This window comes from Fictibacillus sp. b24, from assembly GCF_030348825.1.
Taxonomy (GTDB): Bacteria; Bacillota; Bacilli; order Bacillales; family Fictibacillaceae; genus Fictibacillus.
Genome location: NZ_JAUCES010000005.1, coordinates 3164937 through 3186563, shown reverse-complemented (window position 1 = coordinate 3186563; position 21627 = coordinate 3164937). Strand labels below are relative to the sequence as shown.

Genomic DNA, 21627 nt, shown 5'->3' with positions numbered 1-21627 from the left:
AAGAGAATTATTTTATAAACATTTTTAGAACATTATTTTACTTTTTTAGTCTTCCCTGTAATAGGTGTAAATCGTTTTCCACTATTTGTGTCAATAAGAAATTTCTATCTGTAATAAATTTTGACTTTTCTGACAAAAAGAATATAATGAAGGTACAACCGTAAGACCTAATGCATAATTAACCTACCTCTTCGAAAGGGAGTGTTATGGATGTATGTAGGCAATACCATTAAAGTAAATCGTTTCAATGGTGAGTACTTTTTGATCAGTCAAAAGTGGTTGATGGAAGTGGTTTGGAAAAAATACAACATGCCCTTGCAGGATTTTTTATTGTCTTACGACAAATCAGACAGCGATTATATTCTTTCGATGGCTGAAAGGCAATCCATTGATTTTCAAGTAGCATATGACGAAGACTACCTGTACATCGGGTAGTTTTTTTAATTTTATCATTCTAAAAGAAAAAGTTTGTTGTTTTAAACCTCATTTTATTTTCTTCTGTGCCAGCCAAGGTGCGAAGCTCACTTCACGCCCCGTGGTAAGCGAGCAGCCTGGAGTGGAAATCAACTACTTTCAAAAGCAACAAATGAAAGCGAAAACAGTTTTTCATTAAAAGGTATGTCAAAAGCCCTCCTTCCTACATACAATGTGTTTAGGATTCAGGGGGAGGGTTCGAAAATGGCAAAGAAAAATGCAAAGAAAAACATTAAAAATAAATATGATAGTGCCGTAAACAAATATCAGCACACGCAAAAAATGGTAACGAGCGAAACATGCATTGCCTGTAAAACCCAGTGTGCTAGGGGTTTGGATTATATCGACCGCATGTCTAAACCAGGAGCGTTAGGAAAAGGGGTTCCCTGCCACCTGACAAAAGGAAGAGGACATAAATAGTATGAATTGTTTTTTTGCTGGCCCATGGAATTGTGGGTCGGTTTTTTGTGTTTATGCTCGCTCTGCAGAACATAATTAATTTGGAGGGCAAACACTGTAATTTGTGCGACATTTATACTAGTGAGTCCATTATCTTTTTGCTCATAAAAATGATGTTATGCATTGATAAGTGTACTAAATCTAACCAGAAATATGGGTTACTTAAACAAAAAAATAGTAAATATAAGATTGTTTCTATCTAATAAGTTGGGAAAACTGCATGAATTTTACTAAAAAGAAAGCACATGTTCTCCTTCAATTTTCCCAATACAAAGCTTGAATACATCCTGCTACAATAGTGATACACCCTCTTCCCAGCAAGACGGGTAGAAAAGTAACAGGAACGGGTGAATACCATTGAAGAAGAAAGTACTTGTTTATTTGTATCCTCAATTTAGAGAAGTTGAAGTAATGACGACTTTATCTATAATCGGTAAAAAATATGAAGTGCTGCCTTTCTCGCTGTTGCCAGGAACTGTTACGAGTGAATGTGGTTTGCTGATGCAGCCCACGATTAAAGTGAAAAATATAAGTCCAATGGATTATGAAATGCTGATCATCCCTGGAGGGAAACAAGCATTTACTCAAGGAAATCCAAGGCTGCTGCATTTGTTGCAAGTGTTTAACAGAGAAAATATTAAAATCGCAGCAATTGGTAACGGAGCTGTTATTTTAGGACGAGCAGGAATATTAAACGGGAGGTCCTTCACCGTTTCATTGCGCGATGATGAATTTGCTAAAGCCAATACCTGGTTAAATGGGACTTACCAGTCGAAACAAATCGTGGAAGACAAAAATCTGTTAACAGCCAAAAGTCACGCTTATATTGATTTTGGATTAACAATCGGGGACCGTTTGAAGTGTTTTGACGGCCTTGAAGAATACAACTTTTATAAAGGTACAAGTTCTTTTTAACGGAACACTAAATTTGCTCCCCTTTACGCTTTCTGGCTTTGCTGGAAAGCGTTTTTTTATTGGTAAAAAATACTAAAAAAAATTATGATAATAATTAAAAGTTCAATGCTTGACAAAAGTAAGTTAAGGTTTTATGATGTAAAGGAATCAACTTACTAAAGAGAAGTTAATCACTAAAATAGCAAAAACCAAGGGAGAGAATCAACAATGAAAGTACTTTATATTAATTCAAATCCAAAACCTATCGATCAATCATTCGGTCTTCGCTTAGGACGTCACTTTTTAAATGAGCTTTCCAATCAGGACGAAAACATCGAGATCGAGACGATTAACCTTTATGAAGAAAACATTCCCTTTATTGATGCAGATGTTCTTGATGCATGGGGGAAATTAGCTGCTGGCCAAGAGCTTTCACCATCACAAATCGAAAAAACAAGCCGTATGGGTGAGATTTTAGAGCAGTTCTTATCTGCAGATATGTACGTATTTAACACACCAATGTGGAACTTGAGCTACCCTCCAATGCTAAAGGCATACATCGATAACGTTGTAATGGCAGGGAAGACGTTCAAGTATACAGAAAATGGACCAGCTGGATTATTAGGCGGAAAAACAGCTGTGCACATTCAATCTCGCGGCGGTGTATACTCAGAAGGTCCTGCACAAGCTTTTGAATTTACGAATGGATACCTTCAAGGCGTAATGGCGTTTATCGGTATTACAGATTATCACCATGTATACACAGAAGGAATGGCTGCAGCTCCAGACCATGCAGAAGATATCTTAGCTGATGCAAGAGAAAAAGCTGCAGAACTGGCAAAGGAATTAGCAGCAGCTAAGCGCAATGCGTAATCTTTGACTGCAACTGATAACCCACTATAATTGGTGGCATAGTAAAGAGGTGTCGGCTACTACAGGCACCTCTTTATTGCGAAGTTTAGTCAACTAAGAAATTCGGAGCAAGGAGTGGAGAGAATGAACGAGACATTTAAAGTCATGGAAGAACGATCTTCTGTCCGACTGTATCAAAAAGATAAAGAGATACCGAATGAGACACTTCATAAGATTTTAGAGATGGCTGGAAAAGCGCCATCTGCCTGGAACCTTCAGCACTGGCGCTTTATTGTTGTAACGTCACAAGAGCAAAAAGAAAAGCTTTTCCCGATAGCGTATAATCAAAAGCACGTACTTGATGCCTCTGCAGTTGTTATTGTTTTAGGAGATACTGAAGCAGACAAAGTGGCCGCCGAAGTGTTTGAAAAAGCTCCTGAAGAAGCACGAAACATCTTATTAAAAAACATTAACTCTGCCTATTCACAAGGGCGTGCAATCGGAGAAAGAGAAGCGCTTAAAAACGCATCTCTTGGAGCGATGCAGCTTATGCTCGCAGCTAAAGCAGCTGGGGTTGACTCTTGTCCAATGACTGGATTTGATCATGCAGCAATCGTGCCAGCACTGGGTATTCCAGAGCGTTTTATTCCAGTCATGATGATTACGCTGGGATATGCGGACGGTCCAGCAAAACCGACTGACCGTTTTGATATCAACCGGCTCATCATGCATGAAAAGTACGAAGAAAAACGATAAACGTTAATTAAAGCAGTTGTGCCTTACTACAGGCATGACTGCTTTTTAGATGGGAAAATGTGCTATCATACAGGTGAAGTCAGTTTTAATAAAGGAGTATATAATGAGTACGTTAACCATTTCTATATTAATAACCCTTGTTATCATCATTTTTGTGATTATCATTTTCGCGGCGGCTATTACGAAAGGTTATTCTTATAAACATACTGTAGATCAGTTAGAGGATAATCCATATGTAAAAAAAGAAGAAGATAAAACAAAAGCAGACAATGAACGATCATAAGAAGGGAAGAGTAGAGGATGAAGTTTACATTAGCACCTAAACCGCCATTTGATTTTCAAAAAATGATGCAGCGATTGACGGTTACAGGTAAAACTCATGTCTTAAAGCTTAATGAGCAATTTACAAAATACGAAAAGATCATACGAATTGACGATGTATATTGTTACATAAAAGTTGTTTCGAGCGGTACTGTAAACCAACCCTTTTTAGAATGCATAATAAAACCTTTAAATGGTGAAGTGAATGAACGCGAAGTAAAAAATAAGATTCAGCAGCTTTTCTCAACCGAAATTGACCTTTCGCCTCTATATAAGCATTTCGCTGTGCATAATGAATTAGCAAATGTGCTAAATCGTTTTGAAGGCTTAAAACTTCTAACTGATACAGACTTATTCGAATCGATCGTGAAGATCATTATTGGCCAACAAGTCAATTTGACGTTTGCTGGAACACTGACCGAAAGGCTTATTGAAGCGGCTGGTGAAGAAGTGGAGATAGAAGGAGAGGTTTTTCAAGTCTTTCCAACACCAGAAGCTGTTTCAAAGCTTACTTATGAAGATCTTCGTGAGCTGCAATTCAGCCAGCGAAAAGCCGAATACATCATTGATCTTGCAAAACTCATAGCAGACGGCAAGCTACATTTGGAAAGCTTATGGACGATGACGGATGAACAAGTTATAGACACCTTGCTCCCTATAAGAGGAATCGGCAAGTGGACGATTGAATGTTTGCTTATATTTGGTATGGGACGAACGGACGTGCTTCCGGCAGCTGATATCGGATTAAGAAATGCCATTAGAAAAGTCTGGCAGTTAACGGAGCAGCCTACAGAAGAAGAAGTGAGGAAACTTGCAGAGAATTGGAAACCATGGCGTACGTACATTACCTATTATTTATGGGAGAGCTTAAATCAGACACCTGCTGTTGTCGATCATACATAAGAAAAGGTGAGGAGCCTCTTTAAGCTCTCACCTCTTTCTAGCTCTTGGGGTAGTTGATTTCCGTTTCAGGTGCTCGCTTTCCGGGGGGCGTGCGGTGAGCCACCTCGGCGCTTGTGCGCTTATGTGTCTCACCTGTCCCGCTGATCCCCCAGGAGTCTCGCACCTTACACTCCAATTAACTTGTCAACGATGTCTTTTGAGAGTAAGTCCAACAACTTCTTTTTTAGAAGAGAATATTACAGTTCATTGCCTAAGAACTCAGCTATTGCCTTCATTCCGGAAATGCCTGCTTTTTCTTCTGCATCTCGGTTGTAATTCGTATTTGTGTTCACATCATATGCGTATACTTTCCCATTTTTATCTGTAATAATTTCAATTCCAGCGAACGTGATGCCATTCGCTTTCAAAAATGCTTCGTAATTCTCCTGAAGGGGAAGTTTAAAGTCCTCTAAGATCTTAAACTTCGGCTCTGGTGTAACTGGTTGCTCGGTAATCGGGCAGAACTGATCACCGATTTGGCAGGCATCAGCTGGACAAAGTTCAAATCCTTCTGATGTATCTACGCGTACAGCATATAAAAACTTACCGCCAATAAATTCACAGCGAACAATGTAAGGTTCAGGTGCTTCGATATAGTCTTGTAAAAGGGTAATGCCATCAATTGATTCGTCAAAAACTGAAGAATTCACATATGTTTCAAGAGCCGCTTGGGTTTGAAACAACTGAACACCTAGTCCTTTGCCAGCACGGTTGTGTTTTGTGATAAAAGGACCATCAAAGCTTTTTGCTGCTTTTAATAACTCCTCTTTACCATAAGCTGCAATCGTGCGTGGAACAGGTATATCAAAAGCCTTTAAAGCAGTATATTGATTTACTTTGCTGATTTCAAGCTGAAGAGCTCTAGAGTTATTGAACACTTTCCGCCCGTAGCTTTCGAGCCAAGCTAAAACAGCGGATGTATATTCAGGTGCAAATCGATGTCCTCTTGTGTGAGAAGAAGCACTCATCCGGTTATAGAAAATGCCTTCTGGCGGAGCTTCTGTTAAGTCAATGTGACCTTTTGCCATGTGCCAATCTTCGAAGGGAAGTCCTAGTTCTTCAAAACGCTGATACAATGGAGCCGTCCATTCATTGTTTTCATGTATAACATAAATTTTTTTAGTCATAGTATCCTCCTTAACACCCTAATTCCGACTACTTCTATAACTATAGTCTATATTATGATGGATGTAATGAACAGTAAACAGATTGAAAGAAGAAGCCTTTATTTAGACTTCTTCTTCTGAAGATGATCTGACTTTTCAAGTTTTTTAATAACTTCAGCATAATGGTTGAATTCATCATTCGTAATGGTTTTTTCACCGTACCGAACTTTTTCATATGCATTTAAAACAGACTCAGCTTCGTCTCCAAACAATTTAAGCCGTTCAAACCAAAGGGCAGGGGATTCGCCTGGCAGTCTCGAAAAGCCGCGTTTATCCATTGCTTTTTCAAAGCGTAAAAATCGCTTTCGTGTCCTGTCATTAGAGTGCAGCCATCTTTTTTTAGAAAAGTAGTTGCCTTTCATGTCTGCATGACTTAAGGCAGATAAATTGTCGCTTAATAAAAGATCTTGCCTGCCGAGCAGGAGCGCTTTTTTTCTCCAAATATAAAATCCGACGATTAGAACTAGCAGGATAACAACAGACCACCACAGAATCGAAAAATCGGAAGCTGCATACTTTTCAGGCATTAGTAGGTCTTCTTCAACAGTGCCTGTATTAATTTTTACTTTTTCATCCTTTTCGAATAACTTGATTAAATATTGAATGGGAACGGCGAGAATGCTAAACAGTTTCCATAATGGAACGGCCAAAATATAGTACATCACGAATAATACCCCATCAACTAGCCAATAAATGAATTGTTTAAGCGGTCCTAAAAAGATGAGAATCACTCCACTTAAACCAGCAATGCTAATTGGAATAGAGAAATCTTTCCATAGTTTATCAGCAGATGGATTCTTAAAATAATGAACCGTCATCTTTATAAAGAGCATAAACATAAATTGGAGCCAAACAGCGCCATACATGACGGTGTATCCGTCTTTAAAAAAGAAAGACAGCAAAAGAGAAAATACTACTGATACGGCCAAAAGCAGTTCTAGATCAGCTTTTAGTGGATCCTGCCAATTTTCTGTGCTTCTCCATATGAATATAGATGACAAAATGGCTGAAAGAAGCAATGAAGATGTTAGTAGCCAGAATAAAAATACTGCCAATATCAGCGAAATGACGAGAGTCCCTTTTAATAGAGACGGCTTATAAGTGAAAAGAGAGCCGCTTAGTGAAATAATCGGAAGCAATGCTGTTATATATAACAAGAGATCTTGCCAAGTGCCTCCCTGTAAAAGCAGGACATACAACAAAAATAGAAGCATGCTATCAAAGATCATGTTCATTCCGTACAAAATAAACCGCTGACTGTTTAACATGTTGCGACCTCCTGTGCCCGATATGGCATCAGAAATGCTTCAGAATCACTATGGCTGATATAGAATAATCTTCCCCCAGCTTGTATCCATTTTTTCGTTATGAATACAGTATCAGCATCACTTGGAACATGACCTAAAAGGATTACAAACGGAATTTTGCCAGCGAAATTCCGGTTTATTTTTGTCCACATATATTGAGGCTTAACCGTTACGTTTGATCGATCTATGCGAGCAAGTCCTTCTAATACTCTACTGAGATGCTGAGTTCCGCTGTCTGTAGGGACATGATACATACCGAGCGGACCAGGAACTTTGAAATTGATGTAAACTTCAAAGGGTATTCCTTTTTCAGCCGCAAACTGACACATGAACGCCAGATAACTAATTTCGGTTTCAATTTCATCTGCTGTTCTCATATCTTTATGATCAGGCTGTATCGTATACACAAACGTCCAATGAAAGACCACCGTTTTTTCAAAAACTTTTGTTTGAAGTGTTCCAGTCCTTGCAGTTGCTTTCCAGTGAAGCTTATGAAAAGAGTCTCCATAGGCATAATCTCTGTTGCCTGCTGGAAGTGATACATTTTCAAACAGAGCAAAAGGACGCGCTGCTTCACCAGTTCCTTGATAAAAAAGGTGCTCTATTCGATGGACAGGAAGTGGTTTCGGATACACGATGATTTCAGTCGGAAACAATTCTCGAAACGTCAAGGATTGTCCACTCGTTTGAAGCGGGTCATGGATATGCAGCGCAACATTCGAGATTCTTGTCGTTCCGCGCTTAATAGCCTTAAATGGAATCATTTCTGTATATGCTGTTTTTCGATAGATAGCAAAAGGCCGTTTCACTTCTATTCTGCCTTTAGATGATGAAGCGGAATGATCCGTTTCTATTGAAGAGATAATGTTTTTATGTGTAAGAAAGATCTCTCCTCTAAAAGATGGCCAGAATCCTTTATGGAGAAGCTTTACAGAAAAGGCATCCGAGTCCCCAGGAAACAGCCGGTAGACGTGTCTAACACGATCCACATGCAAATCTTGAGCTGCAGATTTAAACTGCAGCAATGTGGCACCGTAAAAGAACAAGATAAACACTCCGAGTAGAAAGAGAAATGAAATATTGCGATAAAACCCAATGATGAAGAGTAAGGGGCTAAAAAGAACGAGCACCTTGAAAACAGGCTTAATCCATACTTGATTACTCCACTGCATGTTATTTTCCTGCCTCAGATTCTACAGGCACATCAATCGATTCCAAGATGTCACGCAGCACATGGTCTTTTGTTTTTCTCATCGTTCCTTCCATAGTCAGAACTAAGCGGTGGGCCAAAACATATGGAGCAACATATTGGATATCATCAGGTGTAACAAACGTCCTTCCTTGTATAAAAGCCGCACCTTGAGCCGCTCTCATAAAAGCAAGGGTTCCACGAGGAGAGACACCATTCTCAATAAACTCATGGTTCCGAGTAGCTTGAACGATAGAAAGCAAGTAATTTTCAACCTCATCACTCACATGAATGTGCTGTACCTCTTGCTGCATCAATAGAATATCTTCCAGTGAGAAAATGGGTTCAATCGTATCTTGCGGATTTTTTGAACGATACATATGAAGCATTTCTTTTTCTTGATTGTAATCAGGATATCCAGATGGAAGTTTCATAAAAAAGCGATCAAGCTGCGCTTCTGGAAGTGGGAATGTTCCGTGAGATTCAATCGGATTTTGAGTAGCAATAACTAAGAACGGAGACGGAAGTTTAAGCGTTTCACCATCTATCGTTACTTGTCGCTCTTCCATAACTTCCAAAAGGCTAGATTGAGCACGGGGTGTTGCACGATTAATTTCATCTGCAAGTAAAATGTTAGTCATAACTGGTCCAGGCCTCATCTCAAATTCCTGGTGTTTAGGATGAAAGAATTGAATTCCAGTGATGTCAGCAGGAAGAATATCGGGAGTGAACTGTATTCGTTTAAAATCTCCTCCGATCAAGCGCGCGAGACTTTTGGCAAGAACCGTTTTTCCAGTGCCCGGAACATCCTCTAGTAATAGGTGCCCTTTATTGACAATCGCAATCATCGTTAGTTCAACAAGTTCGTCTTTACCCGTTAGAACTTGTGCAATAGCATTTTTAACTGTAGTCATTTCATGCAGCATGTTCATATATGTACTTCCTTTCTAAATATATAATCCAACTTTACCATTATTATAATATTTAGAAAATAAAAAATGTAATATATTTGAAATTAATGTAACAAAATGATTAGCTTACCGCCTCATATAACAGCAAGAACAAAAAAAAGATGGGGTCTAATTGCCCCATCTCGTGTTAGTTTATAATTGTGATATTAACGTTTTTTCTACCCCAATTGACTGCATCTGAATAGTTCTTCATGAATACATCAATTTCATTCCCTTTAATTCCGCCACCAATATCATCAGCTACTGCATAGCCATAACCAGGAACGTAAACAACAGAACCGATTGGTATAACATTTGGATCAACCGCGACAACTTTTGCATAAGGAATTTCTTTTAAGTTTGTCCCACCATACGTTGTACCGCTGCAGCCATCACAACTTGCTGTATAAGCTGTTGAAGCAACCGTCATGGATTTTTTTTGTACGTTATTTTGAATGCTGTTAAATGTTTGTGGCCCAGCAATCCCATCTACTAATAAGCCTTTTGCTTTTTGATAGTTTGTAACCGCTTGTTTCGTAACAGGACCGTAATAGCCTGTTGTAACAGCAAAATCGTAATATCCCATCGCTTTAAGTTTTCCTTGAAGTTCATATACGTCATTGTCCCAAACACCTGGTCGGAGAGTGTGATCACCCATTGCTGCAAATCCGCTGACTGGAGCAGAAACGAGCAATCCGAATGCTAGAGCCCCTGTAATTACCCATTTTTTTATCATGATAACTCCTCCTAATATGTATAATTGGTTAAATACGCCTCGGTTGCCAATTATACTAATGAAATGTAACAAACTCATTAGGAGAAGGTAACAAGTAGATTACAATAATATATTCATATAATAATAGGTAAATAAGGTAATAAGTGGTTTTTGGTAAATAATGAGAAAGTTTAATGGGATTTCCTTTCAACTCGACAAATTTCCCAGGAAATAGACAATATTTACGTTTCGTCTACAGATTCTTGCTTAAATCCATCAAGACTATTTAATAGCTGATCTAATTCTTGACTGCAGATTACGGTTTCTCGTGCTGTAAGTCCATAAGTTTTTCCAAGACAGAGCAGTACTTCACGTTTTTCCTCAATTAATTGTAATAACATGTTTTATTCACAACTTTCATGAGAGATTTTGTCTTAAATTAATATGCAATAGATTTACGAAAAGTGAAAGGGTTTCGTCGAAAAAAGTGGTAATGTTACAAAATGCTACATAAAAATGAAAGATAATGTCGAAATGCTCTTACGTCATCTTCTGTCTGAATTGAATAGGTTTAGGGGAATATAAAGTAATGTAAGAGATAGAGAGGAGCTTGTTATGCATCACTCACTAAATATTGCTTTGGTTTTATTAGCTGTTGCTGTTGGTGTGACTGCTCTAGCAAAGAAAATTAACAAACCATATCCTATTGCTTTGGTCATTGTTGGCGGAATCATTGGTCTCGTTCCAGTTCCAGAGCTGGACCCAATAAAAGGCATTATTCAAGAAGGACAAACATTTCAATTCATTATTATCTCTTTATTGCTTCCTACTTTGCTAGGTGAGGCAAGTATAAAGCTTCCATTCAGTCATTTGCGTGATCATGCAAAACCTATAATAGCGCTTGCGATCGGCGGAACGTTTCTCACGTTTTTAATTGTCGGAGCAGGCTCTTATTATGTACTCGGTCTTGGACTTCAAACCGCTTTTGTATTCGCAGCACTAATGAGTGCAACAGATCCTGTTTCGGTGCTAAGTATCTTTAAATCACTCGGAGTGAACAGGAAACTTTCTACAATCATTGAAGGTGAGAGTTTATTTAACGATGGGTTAGCTGTTGTCCTTTTCATGATAGCTTCGATCTATCTGCCATCCTATATTGAAATGGGTGCAGGTGGTTTTGTATCAGCACTGCTGATGCTGTTAAAAGTGTCGTTTGGCGGTGTCTTTGTTGGTGGAGGATTAGGCTATATATTTTCAAAGTTTACGAGCTGGTATGATGATTATCCACTAGAGATCTTATTTTCTATTCTCTTATTTTATGGAAGTTTCTTAATAGCTGAAAGCATTCACGTTTCAGGGGTCATTGCAGTAGTTGTAGCTGGACTGACATTTGGAAACTATGGAGCGAAAATCGGAATGAGTCCTACAACAAAAATAAACATCCATTCGTTCTGGGATGTGTTAGCTTTGTTCGCCAATTCTCTCGTGTTTTTACTTGTAGGTTTAGAGATTGCCTATATTAATATAAATGATAAATGGGGACTGATTATTAGCAGCATTATCATTGTTTTAATTGCAAGAACAATCGCGGTCTACGGAACACTGTTTTCTATTAAGGGTATTCCAACAAAGTGGAAGCATGTTTTAAATTGGGGAGGACTTAAAGGTTCTTTATCCATTGCGCTTGCTCTTAGTTTACCTAATGATTTTCCTGGCAGAGAGAATATCATTATATTGGCGTTTAGTGTGGTGTTCTTTTCGTTGCTAGCACAAGGCATGACGATTTCTGCTCTTATCAGTCGATTAAATATAAAAGGTCCAAACAAGGAGAAAACAGAATATGAAGAAGTGATAACAGCTGTAAATAGATATGATCATGCCATACAGAGACTATACCAGCTGAAAAAAGAAGCGATTATTTCATCCATTGTATTCGAAAAGTGGAAAGCATTGTACGTTCATAAAAGTGAGGAGTCAAAAAAGAAATTAGATGAGATGTATGAACAGCATCCAGAGTGGAGAAAATCACAGGAATATAAGGCATCAATTGAAGCTTTATACGCAGAACATGAGGCAGTTGAAAATCTTCTTCGGAAAGATATGATATCCAGTCAGCTAGCTGAAGAGGAAGTCGAACGGATAATTAATAAGATTGAGCAGCAAAGAACAAATTATAATGAGCAAGAATAGAATGGCCGGTGATCGGCCATTTTTTATGCTTTTTGTTCTGATTTCGAGTATTGGTTCAATAACTGATCGAGCTGCTGACTTACAGTTACGAGTCTAGGATGTGTCAGTTCATAGTTAAGTTGAGAAGAAATACGATATAACTCTTCTCTTAATAACATGATGCGTTCTTGAACAGTTTTTTCTTTCATAGATATATCTCCCTTTTATAGCAGGCTTTGTTAGAAGCTTTTGTTGTTAGTATCTTTGGTATCTGCTTTAAGTATTATTGCAACTAGCTCAGATTTCACCATTAATACTAGCCTTTATATAGCGAATCGTATCCTTATTTATGGCTTTTGTTTTTGTTCTTTTCCTTTTCCTTCATTGGAAAGTTGTTTGGAGTGAAAGGTGTGAGACTCCTGCGGGGCTCACCGGTCGCCCCGCGGAAAGCGAAACACCTGGAACGGAAATCAACTACTTGCAAGAACAACAATGAAGAGACTTTCAAAAAGCTTTTATACATTGAGCATTCTTAGGTATAAATCAACGCTCTTGTTTATCTATTATCGGAAGAAAATACAACAGTTTAAATGATTAAATGTGTTTTCTTTGGTCAATTTCCGCTGTTTCCTTTAAAATAGATATGATATACATGAATGATTACTTTATGAATTCGCTATAATTGGTAATAAAAAGGAAGGGGGGAGACGGAATGAGACCAACTGAAGAACATGAAAGTGAGCAGAACGAGACTCACTATGATACACCGGAACAAAAAGTTCAAAACACACATTCTGTTCAGCTGTGGCGAGAATATTTTTCAGAGCGGTTCGAATCATTTGAGAGACGTAAAATGCAAACCGTCTCCTTTCGCGATCTTGTAGAAGGAAAAGATACGAGCTATACGTTTGTTCATATTTACCGTGATTATTATCCTGCTCTCTTGAATGCAGGACAGTTTTTTGATGAAGATATCGCTTACTTATATAAATATCATGTACAGATCGAGACACTGATCAGATTGTTTTCATTTGAAGCACAATATGGTGTAGCTACATATATGCAAGCAAACTTTGATGCAACAGTTGAGAAGCTTTCTGACCAGATGTATGTGACGTTAAAACAGATCAACAGTGAAAAATTGCTGCAAGAAAATAAAAAACTTGTAGAAGAAAGCTTACGGAATTTTCAAAGCCTATATGAAATCCCCCCTAAGTGGGGACATCTGCTTTTTTATCTTTTTCAGATCAGCTGGTCGCTGCTTTATATGGACCAAGCTTGGGTGACAAAGTATGAAAAGCAGTTAATAGAGGAAAAAGAGGGCGGGAAGACTTCTCAAATGCTAGAGCTGGCGCTAGTTCATTTTGCTTTTGCAAGTGGAAATGACGATCTCGCTTTTGAGCGGCTAAGCCAAAGTGAAAAGAAAGTCGAAATGGTTCATTATCTCGTTTGGATGAAGTTATTAGTAGACAAACAAGAATGGGACCGCCTTTTATTGTGGCTTCTAGATTTAAAGCCAAACTTTTTAGAAGGGGTCGGCACGTATTATTATCATTCAGACTCACGTGAATTTTTCCATGAGTATTTAAGCTATTTTTGGAAGTACGCTCAGCATACAGGAGACGAAGAGCAATATGAAGACATGCTGATTGAATTCTTGCCGATAACCTTTTATGAATATGGAGAATATTTGATGGTGATCGGCGAGCATGAACGGTGGGTAGAATTACAAGTTATTATGGGATATTCACCAGAATTAATTCAAAGAAAGGACCTGAAAGAGGTTGTGTCCTTTCAAAAAGAGACCGTTCTGCCAATCTATCATCAAACGATTGACAGATTGATTAATGAAAGAACGAGAAAGTCTTATCAATCAGCCATTAAACATTTAAAAACCCTTCGTTCTCTCTATTTTGATCTTGGAGAAGAAGAACGCTTTTCACAGTACATCGATAAGATTGCTGCTGTTTATGGGCGGCTCAGAGCCTTTCAAGAAGAGCTTAGGAAAGGAAAGTTTATTTCATGATCGATACAAGCAATCTTTTGCTTCACGCGAAATGGCTTCAGGGAAATATGGTTTTATGGGCCACTAAACAATCGAAAAGAGTGCATGTAAACGACTGGAAACCTCTTTTATTTACATGGCATCAGCCTTCATTTTACGGAACGATGCTCGATATTGACGATGATCAGAACATCTATTTAACTGCTGGAGAAGCCTTTATCCTTTTTAATCGGTATCCCGATTTCTTTCTCTCCGAAAACAACTGGGAAGATGTTTCGAGAACTTTTGTTAAAGAGGCAAACGACATCTTTAGCCTTTTAAAGAAAGAGAAGGTTACTCCTGATTTTGAAGCATGGAAGACAGGAAATTGGGCATGGAAAACAGGAGGAGCACCTATTGAATCTCAGTGGATAAACGAAGCTCTCTCCACATTGCCCAATGATGACTCTATTCCTTTGCCTTCACGTTTTAACAGAGAACGCATGAGGGGAATTCCTCGCCAAGTCATATCAGCCTTAAGCCATTTGGATGAGGATGAATGGCTTGTTAAGATTGGCTGGAAAGAAGACCCGAAGCCATTTGAGCTTGTTTTTGAATTGTCAGAGCCAAATGAGGATGAAGAGACCGGTAATGATGTATGGCACTTGAACGTCTTTCTTCAGGAAAAAGAGGACGGGATTCGTGTACCTTATCATGGAAAAAGCACTCTCCTGCCTGAAGAGTGGAAACCTTTTATAGAAATGCTCGAATCAGATATTGAACTTGTGTCGAAAGTCATTTCCTGGTTAAAGCTTACGAATCGGAAAGAAGTTCGCAGTGAAATATCGGAAAAAGAAGCCTGGGATTTCTTGACTCTTAAAAGCAATATGCTGAAGCAAATTGGAATGACTGTTGTTCTGCCGGAATGGTGGCAAACGGTTCAGGAACTGCAGCCTAAGGTTAAGGCGAAGATTAAGACAAAATCTCAAGTAGGTGGTGGAGCTCCTTCATTTCTTGGATTAAATGCGATTATGCAATTTGATTGGAGAATGTCTACAGGTGATGAAGAGCTTTCAGAGGAAGAATTCCGTAAGCTGGTTGATGGAAGTAGAAGGCTTGTACGCAGAAACGGTCAATGGTACAGAGTGGACCCTGAATGGATGAAGCAAGTTCGGCACTTAATCAAGAATGTTGACCGTACGGGAATTCAATTGAAAGACGTGTTAGAGCAGCATCTTCTGAATATGGAGACCAATCCAGCTGAAGATGGCCTTGAAGGAATAGATGGAGAAGGTCCCATGCTCGACATGGAATGGGATGAACCCCTGAATTTATGGATGGATCAGCTGTCTGAGATTAAGTCACTACCTGTCGAACCAAAGGCTGAGAATTTACAAGGAACGTTAAGAGAATATCAGCAAACGGGAAGCTCCTGGATGTATTTTCTTCGAGAGTTTGGACTTGGAGGCTGTCTGGCAGATGACATGGGCCTCGGAAAAACGGTACAAACGATTGATTACTTTTTAAAAGTGAAGGAAAAAGAGAAGCAGGAAGGGACTTTTTTACTTGTGTGTCCTACTTCCGTTATTGGAAACTGGCAAAAAGAGCTTGAGCATTTTTCCCCGACCCTGAAGGTTGGTCTTCACTACGGTTCAAACCGGAAAAAAGGTGAAGATTTTGCAGAATGGTACAAAAAGTATGATGTCATTATTACTTCCTATACGACATGCCAGCTCGATTTTAACGAGATGGGCGGAACGTACTGGGAAGCGATCGTGCTTGATGAGGCACAAAACATAAAGAATAGCTATACAAAACAGTCAAGAAGCATCCGTAAGCTGAACGGCCGACATAAGATTGCGTTAACAGGAACTCCTGTAGAGAACAGACTATTAGAACTATGGGCCATTTTCGATTTTCTGAATCCAGGTTATCTAGGAAGTGAACCCTCATTTCAGAAAAAATTCGTCGCGCCAGTTGAAAAAGATAATGACAGTTTGCGCTTGCAGCAGCTAAAGCAGCTTGTACAGCCTTTCTTGCTTCGCCGCACGAAAACGGATCCAGCCGTTCAGCTCAATCTGCCTGAGAAACAAGAAATTAAAGAATATTGCCCGTTATCAAAAGAGCAGGCTTCGTTATATGAGAGACTGGTTCAAGATACGTTTGAACAGCTCGAAAAAGTGACTGGCATGCAAAGGCGCGGCCTCTTGCTGGCTATGCTTGGCAAACTAAAGCAAATTTGCGATCACCCGGCTCTTTATACGAAGAACGATAAGTTAACGAAATTAGAAGATCAATCGATTAAGTTCGCAAAGACCATTGAATTGATTGATGCTATCATCGAAAAGGATGAGAAGTGTCTGATTTTCACTCAGTTTATCTTTATGGGTGAACTAATTAAGAAATATGTAGAGAAAAAGTTTGGCAGAACCGTCCTCTTTTTGCACGGAAGTCTAACGAAGCAAAAGCGAGATGAAATGATTGAAAGCTTTCAAAATGGAGAGCATCCTATTTTTATCTTATCTTTAAAAGCTGGAGGAACGGGGCTTAACCTGACAGAAGCGAACCATGTCATTCATTACGACAGATGGTGGAATCCAGCGGTAGAGAATCAAGCAACCGACCGGGCTCACCGTATCGGGCAAAAGAAATTTGTTACGGTTCATAAGATGATCACACTCGGCACGCTTGAGGAAAAGATAGATATGATGCTTGAAAGCAAGAAAGAGCTATCCGAAAAAGTGATTCAAAGTGAAAACTGGATTACTGAACTATCAACAGATGAATTGAAAGATCTATTCACGCTTAGAAAAGAATGGGTAGAGTCGTAAAGACATGGCTTATAAGTCATGTCTTTTTTTGTATTTTGAGTGGTCATTTAGAAAGGGAAATTTCTTTTTATGTGATGACCTCTAATTTTTATGTGATTAGTCGTCATTTTTATGTGATGAGTGAACATTTTTATGTGATCATAAGCTTTTTTTATATGATGCTGAATCTATCAAAATTATTTTCGTCATCTTCATCCATTTTTTTGATAAACTTATTTTAATATCCAAAAAATAGGGGTTGTGAAATTGATGCAAATTGAATCCATACTAAGCTGGGGGATGTCTGCCGTCTTTTTTTTGCTTTTGGTGCTGATCTACATAAAAAAAGCGGACCGGGAAGAACGTTTTCTAGGCTGGAAAATGGTTGGCTGTTTCTTTTTAGGAACTTTTTCATTGCGCTTAAAATCATGGATCTTACCCGTAGGAATCGGGGTATTCCTCATTTTTTTCCTGCCTAAGATAATTACGAATAAACAAGCAAAAAAGTGGGCTGCTTCGCTCGGGGTTGTATCCTTTGCTTCAAGTCTAATCATTTCGCACTCCGTTGAAGCGTATTACGAAGGAATGATACACATAAAGGCATCTGTAGCCAATGCGTATGAAATGAATTTTTTTAAAGAGTATGAGAAAGTGAAAGCAGCATTGGATGCAGATGGTGAACTTGCTATCAATAATGTGGAACTATCGTTTGAAAAAGATGGGAAGATAACGCAATTTAACTATGAAGCGAATTACATGAGAGACGACCGCAACATGAGTGCGTGGATCACCCTGTTAGATGGAAAATATCAATTAGTTACACACATTCAGAAGGACGAAACAAAAATGATGATGGATCATCAAAATTACATTTCTTCACCTAGCATCTACTTTCAGGCGCTGGATCTGCACGGTTTAAAAAAAATGGTACCAAAAGGTGATCTATATTATGTGAATTTCACAAATTCTGACGAGGTGCCTTTTGATATTGAAGATGGATCCTTTTGGGATATTGAAAAAGCAGGAGTCCAAAAACATACGGAAGCCGCTGCGACAGAAGAAAATACAAATTCAGAAGATAACAATCCTCTATTTTCCTATCAAATTAGTATAAACACCATGAATGCAATGGGGGCTGGATCTTATGAATCCGATAAACAGCAATATTTCGTCATATCCCCGGAGCTTTATAACTAAAAAAGGAGGCAACTAATATGTATTTACCGTCATTTTCATTAAAAGGCAAGACAGCGCTTGTAACGGGCGCTGGCAGAGGGATCGGACATGCGATTGCAATTGGTTATGCTGAGGCTGGAGCGGATGTTGTCATCGTTTCTAGAACACAATCAGATCTGGAAAAAACAGCTGAAATCATTGAGAATACTGGTTCAAAAGCGTACATATTTGAAGCGGATGTAACGAATAAGGATCAAATAGAGCAAATCTTTGAAACACTAGATTCGAAACAGATAAAAGTCGATATTCTTGTAAACAATGCCGGCATGAACATTCGTTCAAAAGCTCTTGATGTATCTGATGAAGAGTGGAATACAATCATGAATACAAACCTGCGTTCAGCGTTTTTGTTTTCTCAAAAAGCAGGGGAAAGAATGAAGGAAGCAGGTGGTGGGAAAATCATTACGATTTCTTCTGTTGCCGGTCATGTTGCCCTCCGAACAGGAGTAGTCTATGCATCTACGAAAGCCGCGATCATTCAAATGACGAAGAATCTTGCACTTGAATGGGGAGAGTATGGCATTAACGTAAACAGCATCGGTCCTTGGTATTTTAAGACACCACTTACGGAAAAATTACTTGCCGATCAAGAGTACTTGAATGATATTTTAGCTGTAACCCCGCAAAAAAGAGTAGGAGAACTTCCTGATCTCGTCGGACCAGCTGTATTCCTCGCAAGCGAGGCAGCAAATTATGTAAACGGACAAACATTATTTGTTGATGGCGGGATGACGATACAAGGTTTTTAAAGGTTCTTTTCTAAAAGATTGTTGCTTTCAAAAAAATTAATTTCTTCTATGACAGTTGATTGGAGTGGAAGGTGGGAGACTCCTTCGGGACAGGCTGGCAGGTGAGACACTTAAAAGTGAAACGTACGAATGTGGCTCACCGCCTGCCCCGCGGAAAGCGAGCACCTGAAATGGAAATCAACCGCTTCCAAGAACAATAAAGTTTGTGCAAATAGCCCTTTTTAACGTGTTAATTATTAAACTATATAAATATTTTTCGGAATTTTATATATTTCTGTATGAAACTCCTAATATCCGTTAATAATGTTGCTACACAAGCAGTTAATTTAATGTTTGAAGGGAGCAACTCATAATGAAAAAGATGGATTTAGTAGATGCAGTTAGAAATGCAACAAGTATGAACAAAAAAGAATCAGCGCTTGCCGTTGATGCTGTGCTAGATGCAATTACAGATGCTTTGAAAAACGGAGAGAGCGTGCAGCTTATTGGTTTCGGAACATTTGAAACAAGAAACCGTAATGCAAGAAAAGGGCGCAATCCTTTAACTGGTGAAGAAATTATGATCCAGGCAAGCAACGTTCCAGCATTCAAGCCAGGAAAATCGCTAAAAGAAGCGGTTAAAGCCGTTTAATCGTCACCAAATACAGAAGACGCTTTCCTCAAAGGAAGCGTCTTTTTGTCATATTTAGGCGAAAAACAAATTAATTTGACGTGCGAATGTTCAAAATATTTGAAGGAAACGAGACCCTTTTATTTAAATAATAAACGTTAAGAAAGTTTTAGTAAAAAGGGTGGATTGAGATGAAAGTAATAAGCCAGGACGAACTTCCTGCAGTTGCCACTTTAAAAGAGATGATTGATGTCCTGCCTGAATTTGTTTGTTTAAGATATCCGGATGGAACTTGGGCAGAAGCAAACCGGTTCGCTTTGAACATTTATGGTATATATGAAAACGATTATAAAGGAAAAAGTCTTGAAGAAATGCAGACAAGGCTTTCGGACGACGCTATCGAACGGTGCAACCTCTCTGATAAAAGAGCGTGGGAGTCAAGAAAACCAATAAAAACAGCTGAAAAGATCCAAATGAAAAGCGGCCGCGTCGTTATGCTGGAACTTATTAAGCAGCCAACTTTTACGAAGGATGGAAAGCCGCAAGTATTAGTGGTTACCGGGAGAGACATTACTTCTCATAAACAGAAAGAAGAAGAACTCAGCGTTGCCCTTGATCTTTTGGAATCCGTGTTAAAAGGGACGACTGACGCCATTCTTATTTTAAATACGAGACAAGAAGTGATTAAAGTAAATGATGCTTTTATTCAAATGTTCGGTTGGGCTGAAGAAGATTTTGCAGAAGAAAATGAGGATTACCCAGTCATAACACCGGTACATCTGCAAGGAGAATCAAAGGAAATTATTGATCTGTTGAAGCAAGGGCAATCGGTTCCACTGCATGAAACACAGCGTATCCATAAAGATGGGACAGTTTTTGATGTGTCTGCTTCTTTTTCGAACATCTGTGATATGGATGGAAAGATAATGGGATTTGTCATTGTTTACCGTGATATTACTTCTCAGAAAAAAGTAGAGCGTGCTCTAAGGGAAAGTGAGGCGAAATATCGTTTGATCGCAGAACATTCTACAGATTTAATTACTGTGATTGATCCATCAGGCATGATTCAATATGTATCTCCTTCTCATTTTACGGTGCTCGGCTACGAAGAGGGTGAGATCAAAGGCGCAATCCTGGATCTTGTTCATCCGGAAGACATGGAGAACCTATCCGATTCATTTATGAAATCACTTGTGAAGAAAGAGCCGTTTCAGACAGAGTTTAGACTACTTCACAAAAATGGCGACTGGATTTTGCTCGAGACTCGCGGTGTGCCTGTTATGACGAAAGAAGGTCATGTTGAAAGCCTAGTGACGTTTGCAAGAGACGTAACAAAAGCGAAGCAGACTGAAGAACTGATGCTGAAATCAGAGAAACTATCTGTTTTGGGGGAACTAGCTGCCGGAGTAGCACATGAGATCCGGAATCCTTTGACTTCCTTAAAAGGATTCACAAAACTATTAACAGATGCAGATGATGTGATCCGTCTAGAATATCTACGTATCATGGAGTCAGAGCTAAACCGAATCAACGACATCGTCGGGGAGTTAATGCTGGTTGCTAAGCCACAGGCGGTAAGCTTTGAACATACAAATATTCAAGAACTGATCTATAGCGTAGTAAGATTATTAGAAACTCAAGCCATTATGAGAAACATCCAGATTTGGGTGAACATTTCTGATAACATTCCACTTGTTTACGGGGTGGAAAATCAGCTCAAACAGTTGTTTATCAATCTATTGAAAAATGCTATCGAAAGCATGGAGAAGGACGGCGAGATCCATATCAAGATCGGAACCCGCAACAACTCTGTTGTTCTTGAATTAAAAGACCAAGGATGCGGTATTCCTGCAGAGCGTCTGAAAACACTTGGAGAACCCTTTTACACGACAAAGGAAAAGGGAACAGGCTTAGGGCTGATGGTTTGTTTTAAAATTATTGAAGAACACGGTGGAGCGATTCAGTTCTCATCAGTTGAGAACGAAGGAACTCGTGTGGAAATTGAACTTCCAACAGCACCTGTTTCAACAAAATAAAGGTTTAT

At 38.9% G+C, this 21627-nt stretch carries 24 protein-coding genes; 16 read left to right on the top strand and 8 right to left on the bottom strand.

Annotated features, from left to right (window positions below):
• Window positions 1-210: 210 nt before the first annotated feature.
• From QUF49_RS16640 to QUF49_RS16610, 7 genes are all read left to right on the top strand, one after another.
• Entirely contained in the window at window positions 211-435 is a 225-nt protein-coding gene (locus QUF49_RS16640) for a hypothetical protein (protein WP_289496792.1), read from the top strand.
• Between the two features lie 243 nt (window positions 436-678).
• Entirely contained in the window at window positions 679-894 is a 216-nt protein-coding gene (locus QUF49_RS16635) for a hypothetical protein (RefSeq protein ID WP_289496791.1), read from the top strand.
• Window positions 895-1290: 396 nt separating this feature from the next.
• Complete coding sequence (locus QUF49_RS16630; protein WP_289496790.1) at window positions 1291-1848, top strand: DJ-1/PfpI family protein; 558 nt, start codon at window positions 1291-1293, stop codon at window positions 1846-1848.
• A gap of 207 nt (window positions 1849-2055) precedes the next feature.
• Window positions 2056-2700, top strand: coding sequence for an FMN-dependent NADH-azoreductase (locus QUF49_RS16625; protein WP_289496789.1), 645 nt, complete (start codon window positions 2056-2058; stop codon window positions 2698-2700).
• 123 nt (window positions 2701-2823) lie between these two features.
• Window positions 2824-3435, top strand: coding sequence for a nitroreductase family protein (locus QUF49_RS16620; protein ID WP_289496788.1), 612 nt, complete (start codon window positions 2824-2826; stop codon window positions 3433-3435).
• Between the two features lie 103 nt (window positions 3436-3538).
• The gene (gene ytzI, locus QUF49_RS16615; protein ID WP_289496787.1) at window positions 3539-3718 is read left to right on the top strand and encodes a YtzI protein; all 180 of its coding nucleotides are present in this window, start codon (window positions 3539-3541) and stop codon (window positions 3716-3718) included.
• Between the two features lie 17 nt (window positions 3719-3735).
• Window positions 3736-4659, top strand: coding sequence for a DNA-3-methyladenine glycosylase family protein (locus QUF49_RS16610; RefSeq protein WP_289496786.1), 924 nt, complete (start codon window positions 3736-3738; stop codon window positions 4657-4659).
• Between the two features lie 37 nt (window positions 4660-4696).
• Here QUF49_RS16610 and QUF49_RS16605 read toward each other — a convergent pair whose 3' ends face one another.
• The 7 genes from QUF49_RS16605 to QUF49_RS16570 form a co-directional block, all read right to left on the bottom strand.
• Complete coding sequence (locus tag QUF49_RS16605) at window positions 4697-4822, bottom strand: hypothetical protein (protein WP_289496785.1); 126 nt, start codon at window positions 4820-4822, stop codon at window positions 4697-4699.
• Between the two features lie 73 nt (window positions 4823-4895).
• A complete protein-coding gene (locus tag QUF49_RS16600; protein ID WP_289496783.1) occupies window positions 4896-5825 on the bottom strand; it encodes an ATP-grasp domain-containing protein in 930 nt (309 codons plus the stop codon).
• 98 nt (window positions 5826-5923) lie between these two features.
• Window positions 5924-7132, bottom strand: coding sequence for a DUF4129 domain-containing protein (locus tag QUF49_RS16595; RefSeq protein ID WP_289496782.1), 1209 nt, complete (start codon window positions 7130-7132; stop codon window positions 5924-5926).
• Entirely contained in the window at window positions 7126-8343 is a 1218-nt protein-coding gene (locus QUF49_RS16590) for a DUF58 domain-containing protein (RefSeq protein WP_289496781.1), read from the bottom strand. The genes QUF49_RS16595 and QUF49_RS16590 overlap by 7 nt, the downstream gene beginning before the upstream one ends.
• A gap of 1 nt (window position 8344) precedes the next feature.
• On the bottom strand, window positions 8345-9286 hold the full coding sequence (locus QUF49_RS16585; protein ID WP_289497686.1) for an AAA family ATPase: 942 nt from the start codon (window positions 9284-9286) through the stop codon (window positions 8345-8347).
• Between the two features lie 172 nt (window positions 9287-9458).
• Entirely contained in the window at window positions 9459-10046 is a 588-nt protein-coding gene (locus QUF49_RS20850; RefSeq protein WP_394605248.1) for a 3D domain-containing protein, read from the bottom strand.
• 221 nt (window positions 10047-10267) lie between these two features.
• Entirely contained in the window at window positions 10268-10426 is a 159-nt protein-coding gene (locus QUF49_RS16570) for an aspartyl-phosphate phosphatase Spo0E family protein (RefSeq protein WP_289496780.1), read from the bottom strand.
• Window positions 10427-10640: 214 nt separating this feature from the next.
• Here QUF49_RS16570 and QUF49_RS16565 point away from each other — a divergent pair, with 214 nt between their 5' ends.
• Complete coding sequence (locus QUF49_RS16565) at window positions 10641-12215, top strand: cation:proton antiporter (protein ID WP_289496779.1); 1575 nt, start codon at window positions 10641-10643, stop codon at window positions 12213-12215.
• Window positions 12216-12238: 23 nt separating this feature from the next.
• Here QUF49_RS16565 and QUF49_RS16560 read toward each other — a convergent pair whose 3' ends face one another.
• Window positions 12239-12403: an aspartyl-phosphate phosphatase Spo0E family protein gene (locus QUF49_RS16560; RefSeq protein ID WP_289496778.1), complete on the bottom strand. Its 165-nt coding sequence runs from the start codon at window positions 12401-12403 to the stop codon at window positions 12239-12241.
• Between the two features lie 183 nt (window positions 12404-12586).
• Here QUF49_RS16560 and QUF49_RS16555 point away from each other — a divergent pair, with 183 nt between their 5' ends.
• The 8 genes from QUF49_RS16555 to QUF49_RS16520 all read left to right on the top strand — a co-directional run bounded on the left by QUF49_RS16555 (window position 12587) and on the right by QUF49_RS16520 (window position 21619).
• Window positions 12587-12730, top strand: coding sequence for a hypothetical protein (locus QUF49_RS16555; protein ID WP_289496776.1), 144 nt, complete (start codon window positions 12587-12589; stop codon window positions 12728-12730).
• A 176-nt stretch (window positions 12731-12906) separates the two neighbouring features.
• Window positions 12907-14220, top strand: coding sequence for a hypothetical protein (locus QUF49_RS16550; protein ID WP_289496775.1), 1314 nt, complete (start codon window positions 12907-12909; stop codon window positions 14218-14220).
• The gene (locus QUF49_RS16545; protein ID WP_289496774.1) at window positions 14217-17009 is read left to right on the top strand and encodes a DEAD/DEAH box helicase; all 2793 of its coding nucleotides are present in this window, start codon (window positions 14217-14219) and stop codon (window positions 17007-17009) included. The genes QUF49_RS16550 and QUF49_RS16545 overlap by 4 nt, the downstream gene beginning before the upstream one ends.
• A gap of 246 nt (window positions 17010-17255) precedes the next feature.
• Window positions 17256-18185, top strand: coding sequence for a hypothetical protein (locus QUF49_RS16540; RefSeq protein ID WP_289496773.1), 930 nt, complete (start codon window positions 17256-17258; stop codon window positions 18183-18185).
• 17 nt (window positions 18186-18202) lie between these two features.
• Window positions 18203-18973, top strand: a complete 771-nt coding sequence (locus QUF49_RS16535; protein ID WP_289496772.1) for an SDR family NAD(P)-dependent oxidoreductase — start codon at window positions 18203-18205, stop codon at window positions 18971-18973.
• Window positions 18974-19044: 71 nt separating this feature from the next.
• Window positions 19045-19173, top strand: coding sequence for a hypothetical protein (locus tag QUF49_RS16530; RefSeq protein WP_289496771.1), 129 nt, complete (start codon window positions 19045-19047; stop codon window positions 19171-19173).
• A gap of 152 nt (window positions 19174-19325) precedes the next feature.
• The gene (locus QUF49_RS16525) at window positions 19326-19604 is read left to right on the top strand and encodes an HU family DNA-binding protein (protein ID WP_066236049.1); all 279 of its coding nucleotides are present in this window, start codon (window positions 19326-19328) and stop codon (window positions 19602-19604) included.
• A 170-nt stretch (window positions 19605-19774) separates the two neighbouring features.
• Entirely contained in the window at window positions 19775-21619 is a 1845-nt protein-coding gene (locus QUF49_RS16520; RefSeq protein ID WP_289496770.1) for a PAS domain-containing sensor histidine kinase, read from the top strand.
• The last annotated feature ends 8 nt before the right edge of the window (window positions 21620-21627 follow it).